Here is a 16215-nt window from a genome sequence, read left to right as displayed (position 1 = left end):
GATTTTCTCAGTTCAGCCCTCGTAGCCCGCCAGATCCATCACGGAGGCGAACTGCTCGGTGTCGGTGACGCCGTCGTACACCATCCCGCCGATCATCCCGCCGGGGTAGGTGTCGCCGTTCATGGCGTGGTTCACCTTGTGGCAGTGGAGCGCGTAGACGCCGGGGTCGGCGTCGGCGGTGAACTCGATCGTCTTCCGCTCGGCGGGCGCGATCGGGACCACGTCCTCGCGGTGCCGGGCGCTCTCGGGGATCACGCCGCCGTCCTTCTCGACGACGGTGAACCCGTGGTTGTGGGTGTGCATCGCGTGCGACTCGTAGCCGGCGTTGACGTAGTGGATCCTGACTCGGTCGCCCTCCTCGACGATCAGCGGCGACCCCTCCTCGGGGTGGAAGGTGTACGGCGCGCAGCGCCCGTTCACGGTGAAGACGTCCGGGTTGCGGTCGCGGTGACTGAAGTCCACGTCGCCGCCCGCCATCGACGCCGACAGCCGGCTGTCCCAGTCTTTGATCGTGTGGAAGATCTCCTTGTCCGGGGCCTCGTATCCCTCGGGATCGACGCGGAGGATCCCGAACATCCCCATGTCGAGGTGGTTCTGCGTCTGGTAGTGACAGTGGTACAGGTGCGTCCCGGGCTGGTTCGCGTCGATCTCGTAGGTGTACTCCTCGCCGGGCGCGACCTGCTTGCCCGTCGTCGTCGGCACGCCGTCGTCCATCCAGTCCTTCGAGAGGCCGTGGACGTGGAAGGTGTGCGGCCGGTTGTGCTCGGTGTTGTCGTAGGTGATCTCCAGTTCGGTCCCCTCCGTCACCCGGAGGAGGGGGCCGGGGACGCTGGGGTCCGTGTCCGGCGTCTCCCACGCCCAGACCTCCGGCAGCTCCCACGGCCCGCCCTGCGCGTTCTCGCCGAGCAGCGTGTGGCGACACGGCCGCGTGGACATGGTGATCGCGCCGTCACGCTCGTCGAGGTCGATGGTCGACCGCGGCGTCGTGTACGGGTGGTCCGTCTCGACGGCGGTCGAGTCGCTCCCCGACCAGTCGTCGACCTGCTGTGCGGCCTCGCCGCCGCCGTCCCCGTTCCCGGACTCCGCGGCGTTCCCGGCATCGGACTGCGGTGCCCCGCACCCCGCGAGCCCGACGGTCCCCAACGCGGCCGTCGCGGAGAGGAAACTGCGCCTGGAGGCGGTACGCGAGCCGAAGATGTTTCCGTCGTTCATCACACCCTCGTCTCGGCACCTCAACCGGTTAAGAAGCGCTCGGATGTTTCTCCCGTGAGAATTCGGTCTCGAACCGTTGCGTGTTTATGTGTTCGATCGCCAACGAGAGGGCCTCCGCGTCGGCCTTCAGTCGTCTCCGTCGAGCTCGGCGACGATCCGGGTTCGGACCGGCTCCACGTCGACCGGGGCCCACGCCTCCACGTCGTAGGTCACGTCGGCGAGCGTCTCCAGCCGGTCGGCGTCGCCGTCGCCTATCGCCTCGACCGCTTCCTCCCGGAGCCGGTCGAGGACCGCGTCCGCGAGCGCCTCGCGGTCGACCGACCGGTCCGGGACGTCGAGGATATGCGGGAGGTCCTCGGCCCCCTCGGGGAGCGTCGGGAACGCCGCGGGCCCGACCGCGAGCGCGGACCCGTCCGCGGCGGCCTCCGCCTCGCCCCCCTCGTCACCGCCGGAGATCGCGTCCTCCGGGGCCGGCACGAGCGCGTACTCCGCGACCGCGAGGTCGATGGCGGCGTCGATGGCCGCCTCGTCGACCTCGGCGCGCCGCTTGAACGCCAGTTCGGAGAGCGCCTCGGAGAGCTCCCCCCGCGTGAGCCAGCCGAACAGGTCGACGACGCCGGCGAGGTCGTCGCGGGCGGCGACGCTCGGCTCACTCGCGTCGGCCATCGTCAGTCCTCACCCGGGGCCGGCTCCGTCTGTCCGTCGTCGGTCGCCGCCTCGCTGACCGCGTCGTTCTCCGCGGCGACGTTGCCGACGCTCCGGTCGTCGCCGCGGACCGCGTCGAGGTCGTTCCGCGCCGCCTCCCGGACCTCGCCCGGTTCGACCGGAGCGCTCTCCCACGCCGGGAGCCGGGTGTCGGGACCGGGTTCGTCGAGCGCCTCGGCGTAGGTCGCCACCTGCGAGCGCTCGTCGTCGCCGTCGTAGGAGAGCCCGTTGAACGCGGCGTCGGCGGCGTAGCCGTCGATCAGGGTCTCCGCGGCCTCGCGGTAGCGCTCGGAGAGGCCGTCGTAGCGCACGTCGACGCCCGCGTCCTCGACCGCGCGCAGCGTCGCCGCGCCGACCGCCCGGCTCATGTCGGCGAGGCCGGTCGGTCCCTCCACGGAGCGGTGGTCGTGTTCGTACCGCCCCAGATCCACCTGCGCGCTGTCGGCGAAGCCGGCGTGCCCGAACGCCTCGCCGAGCGTCCCGACCTCCAGCCCCCAGCCGCGCTGGACGCGCAACCGGGAGACGAGGTCGCTCGTGGCCGCGAACTCCCCGGCGAGCGCGTAGCGGAACGCCGAGAGGTACTCGATCACGTCCGGCCGCCGCCCGGGCCCGGCGTCGCCGAGCGCGCGGACGAGCGGTCGGAAGAACAGCCGGAACAGCCGCCCGTACAGCGAGCCGTCCTCGACGCGGGCGTAGTACCCCTTCGAGAACGCGTACCCGCGGCCCAGCGGGAACAGCAGGCGGTTGACGAACCCGGGCGAGTAGGTCTTCGTGTCGGCGTCGTGGACGACGACGAACTCCTCGTCGAGCGCTCGTCCCAGCGCGAGCCACACGTCGCGGCCCTTCCCCCGCTCGCCGTCGAGGCCCCGCGCGTCCAGCAGCGACGCGAGCCGGGGGCCGTCGCACCACAGCGTCTCGACGTCGAGGTCGAACCCGTCGAGCCAGTCGGCGAACGGCCCGGCGCGGTCGGCCGACGCCCGCAGCGGGACGATCACCCGGGCGGGGTCGACGGTCTCCAGCGTCGAGAGCACGCGGTCGGCCGCGAGGGTCCCGTACTCGCGTTCGGTCATCGGCACGACGACCGCCGCGCGGTCGGTCGGGGCGTCGGGCCGGTGGTCGGTCAACGCGTGAAGGGTGGTCACGCGCTCCTGAACGTACTCCATTTACCGATCACACGGGCGGGACGCCCAAAACAGGTGCGGTAGCGCCGACCGGTTCCGGGGGCTCCGCGGGACGCGCCGGGCCCGATGCGTCGGGCCTCCGGGATGGGGTCAGGCCGCGCCAGTCGCGCCCGCCGCGCCGCCGGGGACGCGCCCGAGGCGGTACAGGACCGCGTACGCGGCCACGAGGACCGCCAGCCCGCCGGCGAGCGCGAGGAAGACGGCGTCGTACGTCGCGCCCGCCTCGATCGCCTCGCCGACGACCCACGACCCGGCCGCCTGCGCGGACATCATGCCGGCGGAGAACATCGCGTACGCCGACGCGCGGGACTCGTCGGGCAGCGACGCGAGCAGGTACGTGTCCCCGGCCGGGAACAGCATGTGGATGGCGAAGCCGACGACGACGCTCGCGGCGATCACCGCCACGAGGCCCTCTGAGAGGACGACGAGGACCACCCCGCCGACGAACGCCGTGACGATGCCGAGCAGGTACGGGACGTGCGGCAGCCGGTCGGCGAGGTCGCCCGAGACGAGGAACGCCGGGACGCCCGCGGCGAAGATCACCGTCAGGAGGTTCCGGGCGGTCGACCGCGGCAGATTCTTGTCGATCATGTACAGCTCGTAGAAGTTGAACAGCCCCTGCCAGACGAAGCTGGTGAGCCCCATCAGCACGACGCCGGCGAGGATCAGCTTCCACTCCCCGCGGGCGGCCCCGAGGAAGTCGGTGTCGCCCGCGCCGGCGTCCGGGAGGTCGGTCCGGTTCGCGAGGACGACGAAGAGGACCGTGCTGGCGGCCGCGGCGACCGCCAGCCCGTAGAACGCGTACCGCCAGTCGTACCACAGCGCGACGGTGACCGCGGGCGCGGCGACGACCGCGGCGAGCTGGCTCGCCATCCCGTGAACGCCCATCACGCGCCCGACGCGCTGCGGGAACAGCTCCGAGATGAAGGGGTTCGCGGCCACGAAGTAGACGCCGGACGCCAGCCCGACCGCGAAGGCGGCGACCATCAGCGCGAGCACGCCCGGCGCGAGCGCGACGCCGAGCGCCCCGGCGGTCAGCATCGCGCCGGAGACGAGGATCACGCTGCGCCGCGTGAAGCGGGTGAGCGCCCACCCCGCCGGGAGCCGCGGCGCGGCCGAGCCGAGCCACGCGAGCGTGACGATGAGGCCGGCGGTCCCCTCGCGGATCCCGAACGCGTCGATGAACTCGCCCACGAGGGGCGCGAACACGACCCGCGCGAAGTTGACGAGGAAGACTAAGGCGCAGAGCGATCCGAACAGCCGGGTCCGTGACACGGCGGCGATTCCCCGCGCCGGGACACAAGCGTTGCGGAAGCGGTCGGGGCCACGCGGCGTGACGACGGGCGGCCGCGACCCCGCGGAACGCCCCGCCCGCGTCGGCGACGGCGTCGCCGCGTCTGGCGTCGGTTTCGCCCCTCGCGTCAGACCGGCGTCGTACGGGGTTTTTATCCGGCCCGACGACGAACGGCGGGGTATGAAATCCACGCGCAAGGGGCTCCGCGACGGCGACCTGATCAAGGACACCTACGAGCGGCTCAACTGCGCCGACTGCGATCAGGTGTTGAAAAAGGAGAACGACCCAGACGAAGTGTTCTCGGTCCGGATCTGTCCGGAGTGCGGCGAGCGATTCAAGGAGCTTCGCTGACCGACCGCCCCGCCCGCCGTCGCCCTCTCTCTTCGATCTCCCCCCGCGGTCGCCTCCGCCCCGGAGTCGACCGCCTTTGACACGGAGCCGACCGCTTCCGTCCGCGAGCGCTCACGAGTCGAACGCGGCCGCGACCGACTCCGCGACCGTCCGCGCCTCGCGCGTGACCGTCTCGATCCACCGGTACTCGGTGTACGCCTCGGCGATTTGTCTGACGCTCGGTTCGCTCGCCCCGAGCGCCCCGTCCGGCTCCTCGAACAGCGGGAGGAACTCCGTCGCCAGCCACCGCGCCAGCGGGTTCCCGCTCCCCGCGAGCGACGCCGCCGACTCGACCGCCGCGTTACGCGCCTCGCCGACCGCCGCGGCGTTCGCGGGGAACATCGTCTCGCCGTCCTCGATCCGGGACGCGACCGCGTCGAGTCCCCGGAACCGAGCGCGAGCGAGCGCGGTCCGGGTGAGCGCGGTCGCCGGATGGTCCGGTTCGTAGTCGTCGACCGGAACCGGGTCGAACCGGAGGTCCTCGAACGTCCGGTAGAGGGCCGTCGAGAGCAGCGAGACGCTCGGCGCGTCCCGGGCGAGGGGCCGCTCGTCGAAGAACGCCTCGTCGCCGGGGGTCGAGCGGATCCGATCGGTCCCCTCGCCGTGGAGTTCGCGGAGTCGGTCGCCGATCTCGGTCCCGAGTCGCTCGGCCTCCCGGCGGAGCGGTTCGGCGACCGGCACCGGATCGGCGAGCGAGGCTCGATACCGGTCGCGGAGGTACCGGCCCGCCTCGACGTACGACTGGATCCGCTCGACGTCGCCGACCGACTCGCCCGTCCGGAGCGGGTTCGCCCGGCCGCCGGGACCCGCGTTTCCCCCGACCAGCGTTCGCCGTTGCGACTCGTCGTACCACCGTTCGATCGGTCCGTACACCGCGGCCCCGGCGAGGGGGTCGGCCGCCGACCCGGGCAGCGTCTCCAGCGCGTCGGCGGCCCGGCGGCGGACCGTCCCGACGTCGGCGGCCACCGCCTCCGGGTCGCCCTCGACGGTTACGCCGGCCCACGTGCCGACGGCGGTCGCGGCGTAGTCGCGCGCCGTCGCGTACCGCTCCGCCGCCTTCAGCGGGGGAAGCGACGCGTCGGACTCCCGCAGCGCCTCGCGGGCCGCGGTCCGCTCCCTTCCGATCTGCTCGCGGACCTCGCCGTTCGGGAGCGTCTCCGCGGTCAGCGGTTCGGGGAGCGGAGCGAGCAGCCGGTCGACCCGGTCGGCGAACGCGGCCGTGACCCGCGGCTCCACGTCGACCGGGACGAGCCGCGGCCGCTCCGGGACCGGCGCGTCGAATTCGCTCGGAACCGAACCGACATCGAGCGACGGCGGATCGTCCCAGAATCGGGGCTCGTCGCCGGCCTCCGAGCAGCCCGCCAGCGCGCCGAGGGCGACGGCCCCGCCGGCCGCGAGCGCCTCACGCCGGGTGAGACGCTGCGTCACGCCCCGCCACCCCCTTCGTCGATCGCCGTCTCGTTTCCGGGGACGGTGGCGTTCGCGTCGATCACCGCGTAGTCGGTCTCCGTCCGCCGACACGGGGACCGGCCGCTGGCCCCGGAGCCGGTGAGCCGGCCGTCGAGCGCGACCGGGAGCCGGAAGACCAGCGCGAGCGCGACCCGCGTGCCGGCCTCGCACGCCTCGTCGGGCGGCCTGAGTTCGCTGCAGAACTCGTACTCGACGCGTCCGGGGTCCCACGAGACCGAGTGGATCTCGAGGCGTTCGCACGACTCGACGCCGGCGCGCGCGACGTACACCGTCTCCGCGTCGAAGTCGGTTTCGTCGAGGAACGACCGAAGCCGCGACCGGTCGGCGTCGGCGACGCCCTCGGCGACCACCAGGTCGTCCGCCCGGTCCGCGCTCGTGACGAGCCGGCGACCGATCGGGATCGGTTCGCCCTCGTCGTCCGTCTCGCCGCCGTCGAGGAGGACGCGCTCGCCGTCGGGGTTCCGGATCTTCAACACGGTCGGGTCGGTCTCCGTGCCGGAGACCTGTTGTCGGGTTGATTCCGGTCCCGGATCGCCCGTGCCGCCGAGACAGCCGGCGAGGACGCCGACCGAGAGGCTACCGAGGAGGGCTCGTCGCGTCGGGGCCATGCGACCCGCTTGCGTCGGTCCCGATAAACTTCTTGTGTCGTGACTCCCTCCCGCTCACTCGAAGACGGCGTCGAACGCCGACGCGCCGAGCGGGTCGAACGTGCCGGCGGCGACGTTCTCGCGGACGTGGTCGAGGTCCGCAGTCCCCACCAGCGACGAGGTGACGCCCGGCGCGCTCCGCGCGAAGTTGAGCGCCCGCTGGGCGGGCGTCTCCCCCGCGAGCGTCGCGTCGACGTCGGCGGGGATCGCGCCCTCGACCGCGAGGTCGCCCTGTCCGATGCTCGCGCTCGTCACGACGGAGAGCCCGGCCTCGTGCGCGAACGTGAGCGTCGAGACGGGACCGTCCGCGTCGGAGTCGGGCGGCGCGGGCTGGTTCCGGCGGGTGAACGCGTCCGCCATCGCGACGTTGAAGGGGAGCTGGATCGCCGCGAACCCGTGGTCGTCGTCTGGGCCGACCGCCTCGCCGGCGCGCTCGGCCCGCGAGAGGACCTCCGCGAGCGAGAGGGACGCGTCGTCGCCCTCGGGCACGCGGAAGGCGTCCCACGTCGCGACGCCGTAGGCCCCGATATCGCCCGCGGCGCGCCGGCGTTCGAGGGTCTCGAAGGCGACTTCGAGCAGGTCGTACACGTCCTCGCGCGACCGGACGGCGAGTTGCGTCTCCGGGTTGTGAACGTAGTAGCAGTCGACCGATTCGAGTTCGAGCCGGTCGAGCGAGCGGTCGAGCGACCACTCCAAGAACTCGGGCGTCATCGCGTGCGCGCCGTTCGCGAGGTCGTCGGGGGCGACGATTCCCGGGTCGACGAACCGCTCGCGGACGTACGCGCTCGGGTCGGCCGGGCGCTCGCCGTCGAACGGGAGGAAGCCCCCCTTCGTCGCGACGACCACCGACTCGCGGTCGACGGGGGCGTCCCGGAGCGCCTCGCCGACGACGCGCTCGGCGCGGCCGCACCGGTAGTTGGCCGCGGTGTCGACGTGGTTCACGCCCGAGCGCAGCGCCAGTCCGATCGCCTCGCGCGAGGCGTCGTCGACGGCGGGCGTCGCCTCGCCGAGGTACGTCCCGATCCCGACGCTGGAGGCGACGCCCGGTCCGAACCGGCGGAAGTACGTCCGCCCGAAGGCGTCGCCGAACCGGTTCCGGTACCCCCAGAGGGCCTCGCGGGTCGCCATGTCGGCCCCTCGGTCCGGCCGGAATAAAAACGGCGCGTCCGGGCGGCACGCGGCGGGTCGACCCACGGAAGGCCGGGTCACGCGTGCGTCAGACGTTCGCACGACGCAACGACTATACGGGCACCTCGTCTCACCTGTGGTAATGGCCTCGCTCACCGACCACCTGGCGGACCTCGTCGCGGACGTGGACGCCACGCTACTGTTCTCGCCGACGAGTTCCTTCCACGAGCGGTTCGCGGACGACGGGGTCGAGGTCGTCGTCGTCGCGCCCGACAACGACGTCGACGCCGAGACGTTCGTCGAGCTCCCCCTCCCGTTCGACAACGTCAAAGACCGGATCCGGTTCGGTATCGAGGGCGCGATGGACGAGGGCCTCCTCGCGGAGGGCGACGAGGTCGCCTGCGTCGCCTCCGTCTTCGACGGCGGCTCCGACGCGGTGATCCGCGTCACCGTCGACGAGGGGATCCACACCGGGATCTACGACCTGTTCACCAACTCCCGGGCGGAGCCGAGCGTCATCCGCGACGTGTTCGAGGTCGCGATCGAGCTCGGACAGAAGGGACAGAAGGGGAAGCCGGTGGGCGCGCTGTTCGTCGTCGGCGACGCGGGGAAGGTGATGAACAAGTCGCGGCCGCTGTCGTACAACCCCTTCGAGAAGTCGCACGTCCACGTGGGCGACCCCATCGTGAACGTAATGTTAAAAGAGTTCTCGCGGCTCGACGGCGCGTTCGTCGTCTCCGACTCCGGGAAGATCGTCTCCGCGTACCGCTACCTCGAACCCGCCGCCGAGGGCGTCGACATCCCGAAGGGGCTGGGCGCGCGCCACATGTCCGGCGCGGCGATCACCCGCGACACCAACTCGACGTCCATCGTGCTTTCCGAGTCCGACGGTCTCGTCCGGGCGTTCAAGGCGGGCGAACTCGTCTTGGAGATCGATCCGGAGGAGTACTGACAGATGTCCGCGATCCCGACCGCCCTCCGCGAGATCCTGGTGGCCGTCCCGTATCGGATCTGGCTGGCGCTCCTCGTCCTCGTCGTCGGGCTCGTGTCGGCGTACCTTACCGGCGTGATCAATCGTCGGCTGCTCGAACGCGCGGGCGTCCCCGAGGTCATCGAGGGCACGGCCTTCGAGCGCACCGCCCGGGAGTTCGACACCTCGACGGTGCGGATCGTCGCGAAGCTGTCGAGCTATTTCATCCTCGCCGTCACCGTCATCGTCGCCCTCACCGTCGCGGACGTGAACTACCTCGAACAGTTCTGGTCGGGCGTCGCCGCCTTCCTCCCGCGGCTGTTCGTGGCCGTCCTCGTGCTCATCGTCGGGATCGTCGTCGGCGACAAGACCGAACTGCTCGTCGCCGAGCGGCTCCGCGGGATCAAGCTCCCCGAACTCGGCGTGCTCCCGACGCTCGTGAAGTACAGCGTGGTGTACGTCGCCGCGCTCATCGCGCTCGGACAGGTCGGCGTCCAGACGCTCGCGCTCATCGTGCTGCTCGCGGCGTACGCGTTCGCGGTCGTGCTGTTCGCCGCGCTCGCGACGAAGGACCTCGTCGCCTCCGCGGCGGCCGGCGTCTTCCTCCTCCTCCGACAGCCGTACGGCATCGGCGACGAGGTGCGGGTCGCCGGCGAGCGCGGCGTCGTCCAGGAGGTCGACCTGTTCGTCACCCACATCGAGACCGACGGCGAGGAACACGTCATTCCGAACCACGCGGTGTTCCGCGACGGGATCGTGCTGATCCGGGAGTAGCCCCCCGAGACGGCAGTCCCACCGACGCCCGTTCCACCGACGCCTGTTCCCACCGCGTGAAAGTCGTTGACACCATATAACACGGCGCGGCGGTAACGTCGAGACATGAGCCCCGATACCGCGAGCGTCGCCTGCGACGGCTGGGACGGGAGCGAGTGCGAGGGGACGCCCCACTGCCCCCCGCGCTGTCCGCGCTTCGTCGACGAGGAGGGCGCGCGCTGGACGGTCCGTCCGGCGGTCGACGCGGACGAACCCCGGCTCGTCGAGATGTACGAGCGTTTCGGCCGATCCGATCGCGCACAGGGCCTTCCGCCCGTGAGCCGCCGCCGGCGCGTCGAGTGGATCCGGTCGATGCTGACCGAGGGGAACAACGTCGTCGCCGAGCGGGACGGCGAGGTGCTCGGGCACGCGATGTACACGCCGACCGACGCCGCGGTTCCCGAACTCGCCGTCTTCGTCCACCCGCACGCGCAGGACCGCGGCGTCGGGACCGAGCTGTGTCGGCATGTGATCGCCAACGCCGCCGCGGCCGGGCGCGAGGGGATCGAACTCCACGTCGAGACCGGCAACCGCGCCGCTCGGTCCGTCTACGGGACGGTCGGGTTCGAGGTCGTCGAGCGGCGCGGGGACCTCCGGATGCGGCTCGACCTCGACGACCCGGTCGCGACCGAGGTGCGGTGGCCGCCGCTCGCCCGCGAGGGACCGGCGGAACCGATCGTCGAGACCGCGCCCGGCGGCTCCGGGCCCGGGCGGTCGCCGGCGGACGACTGACTCCCGGTCCCGGCTCTCCTCCCCCGCCACCGCAACCGTTACGCCTCGCCGACCCGAGGGTACCGTAACCGTGGACGACGCCATCGAGTGGCTGCGGAACCGCCCCTTCTACGAGGGACAGATCGCCGACCACCGGCGGCTCCCGGCCCGCGAACCCGAGTTCGCGGACGTCGACCTCGAACCGCGGCTCGCCGACGCGCTCGCGGACCGCGGCGTCGACCGGCTCTACCGCCATCAGGCCGAGGCGATCGAGGCGGTCCGCGACGGCGACGACGTGGTCCTCGCGACCGAGACGGCGAGCGGCAAGTCGCTCGCGTACACCGTCCCCGCCTTCGAGGGGGCGATGGACCGCGGCGCGCGGACCCTCTACATCGGGCCGCAGAACGCGCTGATCGCGGACCAGGAGGAGTCGCTCTCGGAGCTGGCCGCCGGGCTCGGGTTCGGGAGCCGCGTCTCCGTCGACTCGTACACCGGGCGGCTCTCGCGGTCGGAGAAGCGCGACGTGCGCGACCGCCGCCCGACAGTCCTCCTCTCGAACCCGGACATGCTCCACTACGCGCTGCTGCCGTACGCCGGACGGCTCTGGGACTGGTTCTTCTCGTCGCTGGAGTACGTCGTGATCGACGAGGTGCACAGCTACCGCGGCGTGTTCGGCTCGCAGGTCGCGCTGACGCTGCGCCGGCTCGCGCGGACCTGCGAGCGGTTCGGCTCGTCGCCGCAGTTCGTCTGCTGTTCGGCGACGATCAACAACCCCGTCGACCACGTCGCGACCGTCACCGGCCGCGACCCGGACGGGATCGCCCTGATCGACGAGGACGCGTCGGGCCGCGGCCCGCGCGACTGGGTGCTGTGGAACCCGCCCGAGTACGACGACGACTGGCAGGAGCGCGGGAGCGGCCGCCGGAAGTCGAGTCACACGGAGAGCAAACGGCTGTTCGTCGACCTCGTCACGGCGGGCCAGCAGACGCTGGCGTTCACCCGGGCGCGCCAGACCGCGGAGCAGTACGCGACCGACAGCGCGAGCGACCTCCGCGAGCGGGGCGAGCGCGACCTCGCGGGGAAGGTCGGCGCGTACCAGGCCGCCCTGACCGACGACCGCCGCCGCGAGATCGAGAACGACCTCCACGCCGGCGACCTGCGGGGCGTCTGGTCGACGAGCGCCCTCGAACTCGGCGTCGATGTGGGCGGGCTCGACGCCGTGGTGCTCGACGGCTACCCCGGCACGCGGATGTCAGCCCACCAGCGGGCGGGGCGGGCGGGCCGCGGCGACGACCCGGCCCTCGTGGTGATGGTCGGCGGCGAGGACCAGCTCGACCAGTACCTGATGCGGAACCCGAGCGACTTCTTCGACGCGCCGCCGGAGGACGCGATCTGCGACCCGGAGAACGGTCAGCTGATGCCCGGGCACGTCGCCTGCGCGGCCGACGAGAACTGGCTCTCGCCGGACGACGAGCGGTTCTTCGGCGACTCGTTCCCGGGCGTCGTCGCGGACCTCACGGACGAGGGCGTCCTGAACCGGCGCGAGGCCGCCAAGGGGACGCGCTGGGTCCACGCCGGCGAGGCGAGCCCGCAGCAGTCCGTGAACCTCCGCACCGCGGAGGAGCGCGAGATATCGCTGATCGAGCGGTCGAGCGGCGAGACGGTCGCGACGCTCGGCTTCGCCGACGCGCTCCGCGACGCGCACCCCGGCGCGATCTACCACCAGCAGGGGCGCACCTACGAGGTGGTCGAACTGGACCTCGACCGCGACGTGGCCGAGCTCCAGCAGTCGTGGGCGGACTACTACACGCAGGTGCGCTCCGACAAGGACATCGTCGTGAACGACGACCTCGACGAGCGCGCGCTCTCCGCGCGCCCCGACGTCCCCGTCCGGTTCGCGGACGTGACGGTGACCGAGCAGATCACGGGGTTCGTCAGGAAGGACGCGGCCACCGGCGAGTCGCTCGGCGAGTCGACGCTCGACCTCCCGGAGACGACGCTGCGGACGAAGTCGCTGTACTTCCCGGTTCCCGAGGACCTCGAACGCGAGATGCGGGCCCTGGGAGACCCGCTCGACGGCGACGCCGAGGCTCCCGGCGCGAGCGGCGACCCCGGACCCGACGCCGACCGCGACGCCGCGTCGGACGGCGGGACGGTCGACGGCGGCGACGGCGAGCCGATCCCGGGCGGCGAGTACGCGTTCAACGGCGGGATCCACGCCGCCGAACACGGCATCATCTCGCTGTTCCCGTTCCACCTGCTCTGCGACCGCGCCGACGTCGGCGGCATCTCGACGCCGCACCACCCCCACACCGAGGGACCGGCGGTGTTCGTCTACGACGGGTACCCGGGCGGCGTCGGACTCACGCGCCGCGGGCACGGCCGGATCGAGGAGCTGATGACCCGGACGGCGCGGCTCATCGACTCCTGCGACTGCGAGGACGGCTGCCCCGCCTGCGTCCAGTCCCCGCACTGCGGCAACGGGAACGACCCGCTGGCGAAAGCGCCGGCCGTCAGCCTGCTCGAATCGCTCACCGGGACGCGAACGGACGGGTGAGGTAACCCTCCCCCTCGATCCCGGTGGTTTCACGGTGGACGCGCCCGTGGCGATCCCATGGAGCTGTTCTGGCACCGGCGGGACCTCAGAGTCGCCGACAGCGTCGGCCTCGCGGCCGCGACGGGGACCGGCGTCGAGGGGGTCGACCGAGGCCCGGCCGCGGCCGTGTTCGTCTTCGACCCCGACGTGCTCGACCACGCGAGCGACGTGCGGGTGCGCCGCCTGCTCGACGGCCTCGCCGCGCTGCGCGACGACTACCGCGAGCGCGGGAGCGACCTGCTCGTCGCCCGCGGCGATCCCGCGACCGTTCTCCCGCGGCTCGCGGACGCCCTCGACGCCGAGCGCGTCGTCTGGAACCGCGACTACTCCGGGCTGGCACGCGAGCGCGACGCCGGCGTGCGGCGGGCGCTCGACGCCGCCGACGTCGAGCGCGAGGCCCACCACGACGCGATCCTCCACGACCCCGACGCGATCCGGACGAACGCGGGCGACCCCTACTCGGTGTACAGCTACTACTGGAAGAAGTGGACCGACCGCGCGAAGGACGACCCGCGGCCCGCGCCGACCGCCGAGGGACTCGTCGACGCCGACGCGCTGGCGGCCGCGGTGGATCCCGATGCCCGCGCGGACGGGGGCGCTTCGGTCGAACGGGTCGCCGTCGGTGACCTCCCGACGCCCGCCGACCTCGGCTTCGCGGAGCCGGACGCCGAGATCGGTCCCGCCGGCACCGCCGCCGCCCGCGAGCGCCTCTCCGCCTTCCTCGACGAGGCGGTGTTCACCTACGAGGCCGAGCGCGACTACCCGGCGAAGGGGGCCACCTCGCGGCTCTCGGCGTTCCTGAAATACGGCGAGATCGGCGTCCGCGAGGCGTACGCGGCGACCGCGGAGGCGATGAGCGAGGCGGCGTCGGACGCGCGCCCCGACGACGCCCCGGAACAGGTGGAGGAGTTCCAACAGCAGCTCGCGTGGCGGGAGTTCTACACGCAGGTGCTGTTCCACAACCCCGAGGTGGTGACGGAGAACTTCAAGACCTACGAGGAGGGGATCGAGTGGCGCGACGACCCCGGGGAGATCGCCGCGTGGAAGCGCGGCGAGACGGGATATCCGATCGTCGACGCCGGGATGCGACAGCTCCGCGAGGAGGCGTTCATGCACAACCGCGTGCGGATGATCGTGGCCTCCTTCCTCACGAAGGACCTGCTCGCGGACTGGCGGCACGGCTACGACCACTTCCGCGAACACCTCGCGGACCACGACACCGCCAACGACAACGGCGGGTGGCAGTGGGCGGCCTCGACGGGGACGGACGCGCAGCCGTACTTCCGCATCTTCAACCCGATGACGCAGGGCGAGCGCTACGACCCCGACGCCGAGTACATCGCGGAGTACGTCCCGGAACTCCGCGGCGTCGACGCCGACCTGATCCACGAGTGGCACGAGCTGTCGCCGACCCAGCGCGCGAACGCCGCGCCCGAGTACCCGGCACCGATCGTCGACCACTCGGAGCGCCGCGAGGAGGCCCTCGCGATGTACAAGCGGGCGCGCGGCGAGGATCCGGAGGAGTAGCGAGTTCCGGGGCGACCGGTCCCGCGCCGCCCGCTCACTCGGCCGTCTACGTCTCGACGACCGCGTCGATCTGCTCGTTCACCGGAAACGCGCCGTCGTAGTCGAACGACGCGAAGACGGCGTCGTGCCGGCTCTCGCCGATCAGTTGCCTGAAGTCGCCGCCGGTGATCCGGTTCGACATCACCAGCTGGTACGCCTCGTCGAGTCGCGGTCCGAGTAGGCGTCCGCCACGTCCTCGTGTCCGTGTTCGACGTCGAACGACACGCTCCGCAGGTCCGCGACGACGCGGGGGTGGGCCGTCGAACGCCGAGATGGCCTCGGAGCCACTCGACATATCGGCGCTGTTTCGCGGTCGCCTTGATAAATCGATCCGTGCCGTCCGCGCCGCCGCGTCGGCGGCCCGCCCCGGTCAGAACAGGGCGTCGCTCTCGTCGAGGACGCGCGCGGGACCGCCGACCTCCCACACGTCGGTGTCGATACCGATCTCCGCGATCCGACTCTCCACCTCGTCGACGCGGTCCGCGACCGTGTTGACGTACACCGACGCGCCCGTGTCCGTCGAAAAGTAGACGGGGACGCCCGACTCGCGGAGCTCGCGGACCGCGTTGAACACGGCGATCGTCTCCGGCTGCCAGTACACCCAGCCCGACGGGCCGGTCATCGTCGTGGCCGTCAGCGACAGCGAGTCGTGTTCCGCCGTCTCGAAGATCCGATCGAAGTCGCCGTCGCGGAGCGCGTCGGTCATCTCGACCAACTGGTCCTGGACGTGGGCGGTCCGCGCCTGCATCATGTGGCTCGCGGCGGCCTCGCGGTGCGCCTCCTCCGTCTCCTTGTACGCGGGGACGTGCGCGGCGACGATCCGGAGGTCCTCCTCGGGGTCGAAGCCGTCCTCGCTCACGCCCACGTCGAGCCGGCGGGAGCGGCAGTCCTCGTCGTTGAGTCCGGCGTCGAGCCGCGAGTACGCGCCGGTGACCGCGCGGGCCGCGGAGGAGGACCCGCGGCGGGCGATGGTCGAGACCTCCGGGAGCGAGCGGTCGAGTCCGGCGGCCTCGACGAGGGCGAGCGCGGCGGCCGCGAACCCGGACGACGAGGAGCCGAAGCCGATGTTCGACGGGAAGGAGTTCTCGCTCTCCAGCCGCACGGCGGCGTCGACGCCGGCCAGGTCGCGGACGTGGTCGACGACCATGTCGATCCGCTCGGCCGCCCGGCCGTCGACCTCATCGCCGCCGATGACGTAGGTGTCCTCGCTCGCGTCGGGCTGCCACTCGACGGTGGTCGTCGTCGCGGTCGGAGCGGTACAGAGGCTGATGCTGTCGTGGTACGGGAGCCGCAGTTCCTCGTCGCGCATCCCGTGGTACTTGACGAGCCCCTGGATCGGGTGGGCTCGCGCGGTGGCCTTGCCGGTCATACCTCGGGAAGCGTCCGGCGGGGGATTAGTCGTTGCGATGGGCGAGAGTGAAAGCGTCGCAGACAGTGGAGGTAACGCGGCGGTTCGATCGAGAGAGGTGCGGTGGCGCGTGCCTGCGAGCGTGCCGCCGAAGGCGGCCGCGAGGAGCACGCGCGAGGGAGTC

At 72.1% G+C, this 16215-nt stretch carries 15 protein-coding genes; 6 read left to right on the top strand and 9 right to left on the bottom strand.

Going from position 1 to position 16215, the window contains the following annotated elements:
• Window positions 1-12: 12 nt before the first annotated feature.
• The 4 genes from C472_RS11615 to C472_RS11600 form a co-directional block, all read right to left on the bottom strand.
• Window positions 13-1212: a multicopper oxidase domain-containing protein gene (locus tag C472_RS11615; RefSeq protein WP_006630034.1), complete on the bottom strand. Its 1200-nt coding sequence runs from the start codon at window positions 1210-1212 to the stop codon at window positions 13-15.
• A 126-nt stretch (window positions 1213-1338) separates the two neighbouring features.
• Window positions 1339-1878, bottom strand: coding sequence for a DUF7109 family protein (locus tag C472_RS11610; RefSeq protein WP_006630033.1), 540 nt, complete (start codon window positions 1876-1878; stop codon window positions 1339-1341).
• A gap of 2 nt (window positions 1879-1880) precedes the next feature.
• Window positions 1881-3080, bottom strand: coding sequence for a hypothetical protein (locus C472_RS11605; protein WP_006630032.1), 1200 nt, complete (start codon window positions 3078-3080; stop codon window positions 1881-1883).
• A 108-nt stretch (window positions 3081-3188) separates the two neighbouring features.
• The gene (locus tag C472_RS11600; RefSeq protein WP_006630031.1) at window positions 3189-4373 is read right to left on the bottom strand and encodes an MFS transporter; all 1185 of its coding nucleotides are present in this window, start codon (window positions 4371-4373) and stop codon (window positions 3189-3191) included.
• 199 nt (window positions 4374-4572) lie between these two features.
• Here C472_RS11600 and C472_RS17565 point away from each other — a divergent pair, with 199 nt between their 5' ends.
• Window positions 4573-4743 (top strand): HVO_0758 family zinc finger protein, encoded by a 171-nt coding sequence (locus tag C472_RS17565; protein ID WP_006630030.1) that lies wholly within the window; start codon window positions 4573-4575, stop codon window positions 4741-4743.
• Window positions 4744-4854: 111 nt separating this feature from the next.
• Here the strand turns inward: C472_RS17565 and C472_RS11595 are convergent, their stop codons facing one another.
• The 3 genes from C472_RS11595 to C472_RS11585 are packed head-to-tail and all read right to left on the bottom strand — an operon-like array spanning window position 4855 to window position 8027.
• Window positions 4855-6210 (bottom strand): hypothetical protein, encoded by a 1356-nt coding sequence (locus tag C472_RS11595; protein WP_006630029.1) that lies wholly within the window; start codon window positions 6208-6210, stop codon window positions 4855-4857.
• Complete coding sequence (locus C472_RS11590) at window positions 6207-6860, bottom strand: hypothetical protein (RefSeq protein WP_006630028.1); 654 nt, start codon at window positions 6858-6860, stop codon at window positions 6207-6209. The genes C472_RS11595 and C472_RS11590 overlap by 4 nt, the downstream gene beginning before the upstream one ends.
• A gap of 54 nt (window positions 6861-6914) precedes the next feature.
• Window positions 6915-8027 (bottom strand): aldo/keto reductase, encoded by a 1113-nt coding sequence (locus tag C472_RS11585; protein WP_006630027.1) that lies wholly within the window; start codon window positions 8025-8027, stop codon window positions 6915-6917.
• Window positions 8028-8169: 142 nt separating this feature from the next.
• Between C472_RS11585 and dacZ the strand changes: the two genes are divergently transcribed.
• From dacZ to C472_RS11560, 5 genes are all read left to right on the top strand, one after another.
• Entirely contained in the window at window positions 8170-8979 is an 810-nt protein-coding gene (gene dacZ / locus C472_RS11580) for a diadenylate cyclase DacZ (RefSeq protein WP_006630026.1), read from the top strand.
• Window positions 8980-8982: 3 nt separating this feature from the next.
• Window positions 8983-9771, top strand: coding sequence for a mechanosensitive ion channel family protein (locus tag C472_RS11575; RefSeq protein WP_006630025.1), 789 nt, complete (start codon window positions 8983-8985; stop codon window positions 9769-9771).
• Window positions 9772-9876: 105 nt separating this feature from the next.
• Window positions 9877-10542 (top strand): GNAT family N-acetyltransferase, encoded by a 666-nt coding sequence (locus C472_RS11570; RefSeq protein ID WP_006630024.1) that lies wholly within the window; start codon window positions 9877-9879, stop codon window positions 10540-10542.
• A 70-nt stretch (window positions 10543-10612) separates the two neighbouring features.
• A complete protein-coding gene (locus C472_RS11565) occupies window positions 10613-13078 on the top strand; it encodes a DEAD/DEAH box helicase (protein ID WP_006630023.1) in 2466 nt (821 codons plus the stop codon).
• Window positions 13079-13135: 57 nt separating this feature from the next.
• The gene (locus tag C472_RS11560; RefSeq protein ID WP_006630022.1) at window positions 13136-14644 is read left to right on the top strand and encodes a cryptochrome/photolyase family protein; all 1509 of its coding nucleotides are present in this window, start codon (window positions 13136-13138) and stop codon (window positions 14642-14644) included.
• Window positions 14645-14690: 46 nt separating this feature from the next.
• Here C472_RS11560 and C472_RS18025 read toward each other — a convergent pair whose 3' ends face one another.
• Both C472_RS18025 and mvaD read right to left on the bottom strand, forming a co-directional pair.
• On the bottom strand, window positions 14691-14825 hold the full coding sequence (locus tag C472_RS18025; protein ID WP_275039750.1) for a hypothetical protein: 135 nt from the start codon (window positions 14823-14825) through the stop codon (window positions 14691-14693).
• 228 nt (window positions 14826-15053) lie between these two features.
• Window positions 15054-16052 (bottom strand): phosphomevalonate decarboxylase MvaD, encoded by a 999-nt coding sequence (mvaD, locus tag C472_RS11550; protein WP_006630021.1) that lies wholly within the window; start codon window positions 16050-16052, stop codon window positions 15054-15056.
• Window positions 16053-16215: the final 163 nt, after the last annotated feature.

It is taken from the genome of Halorubrum tebenquichense DSM 14210, assembly GCF_000337415.1.
Classification (GTDB): domain Archaea; phylum Halobacteriota; class Halobacteria; order Halobacteriales; family Haloferacaceae; genus Halorubrum; species Halorubrum tebenquichense.
Note: the sequence above shows the minus strand (reverse complement) of the source record. Positions and strands in the feature narration are given on the sequence as shown.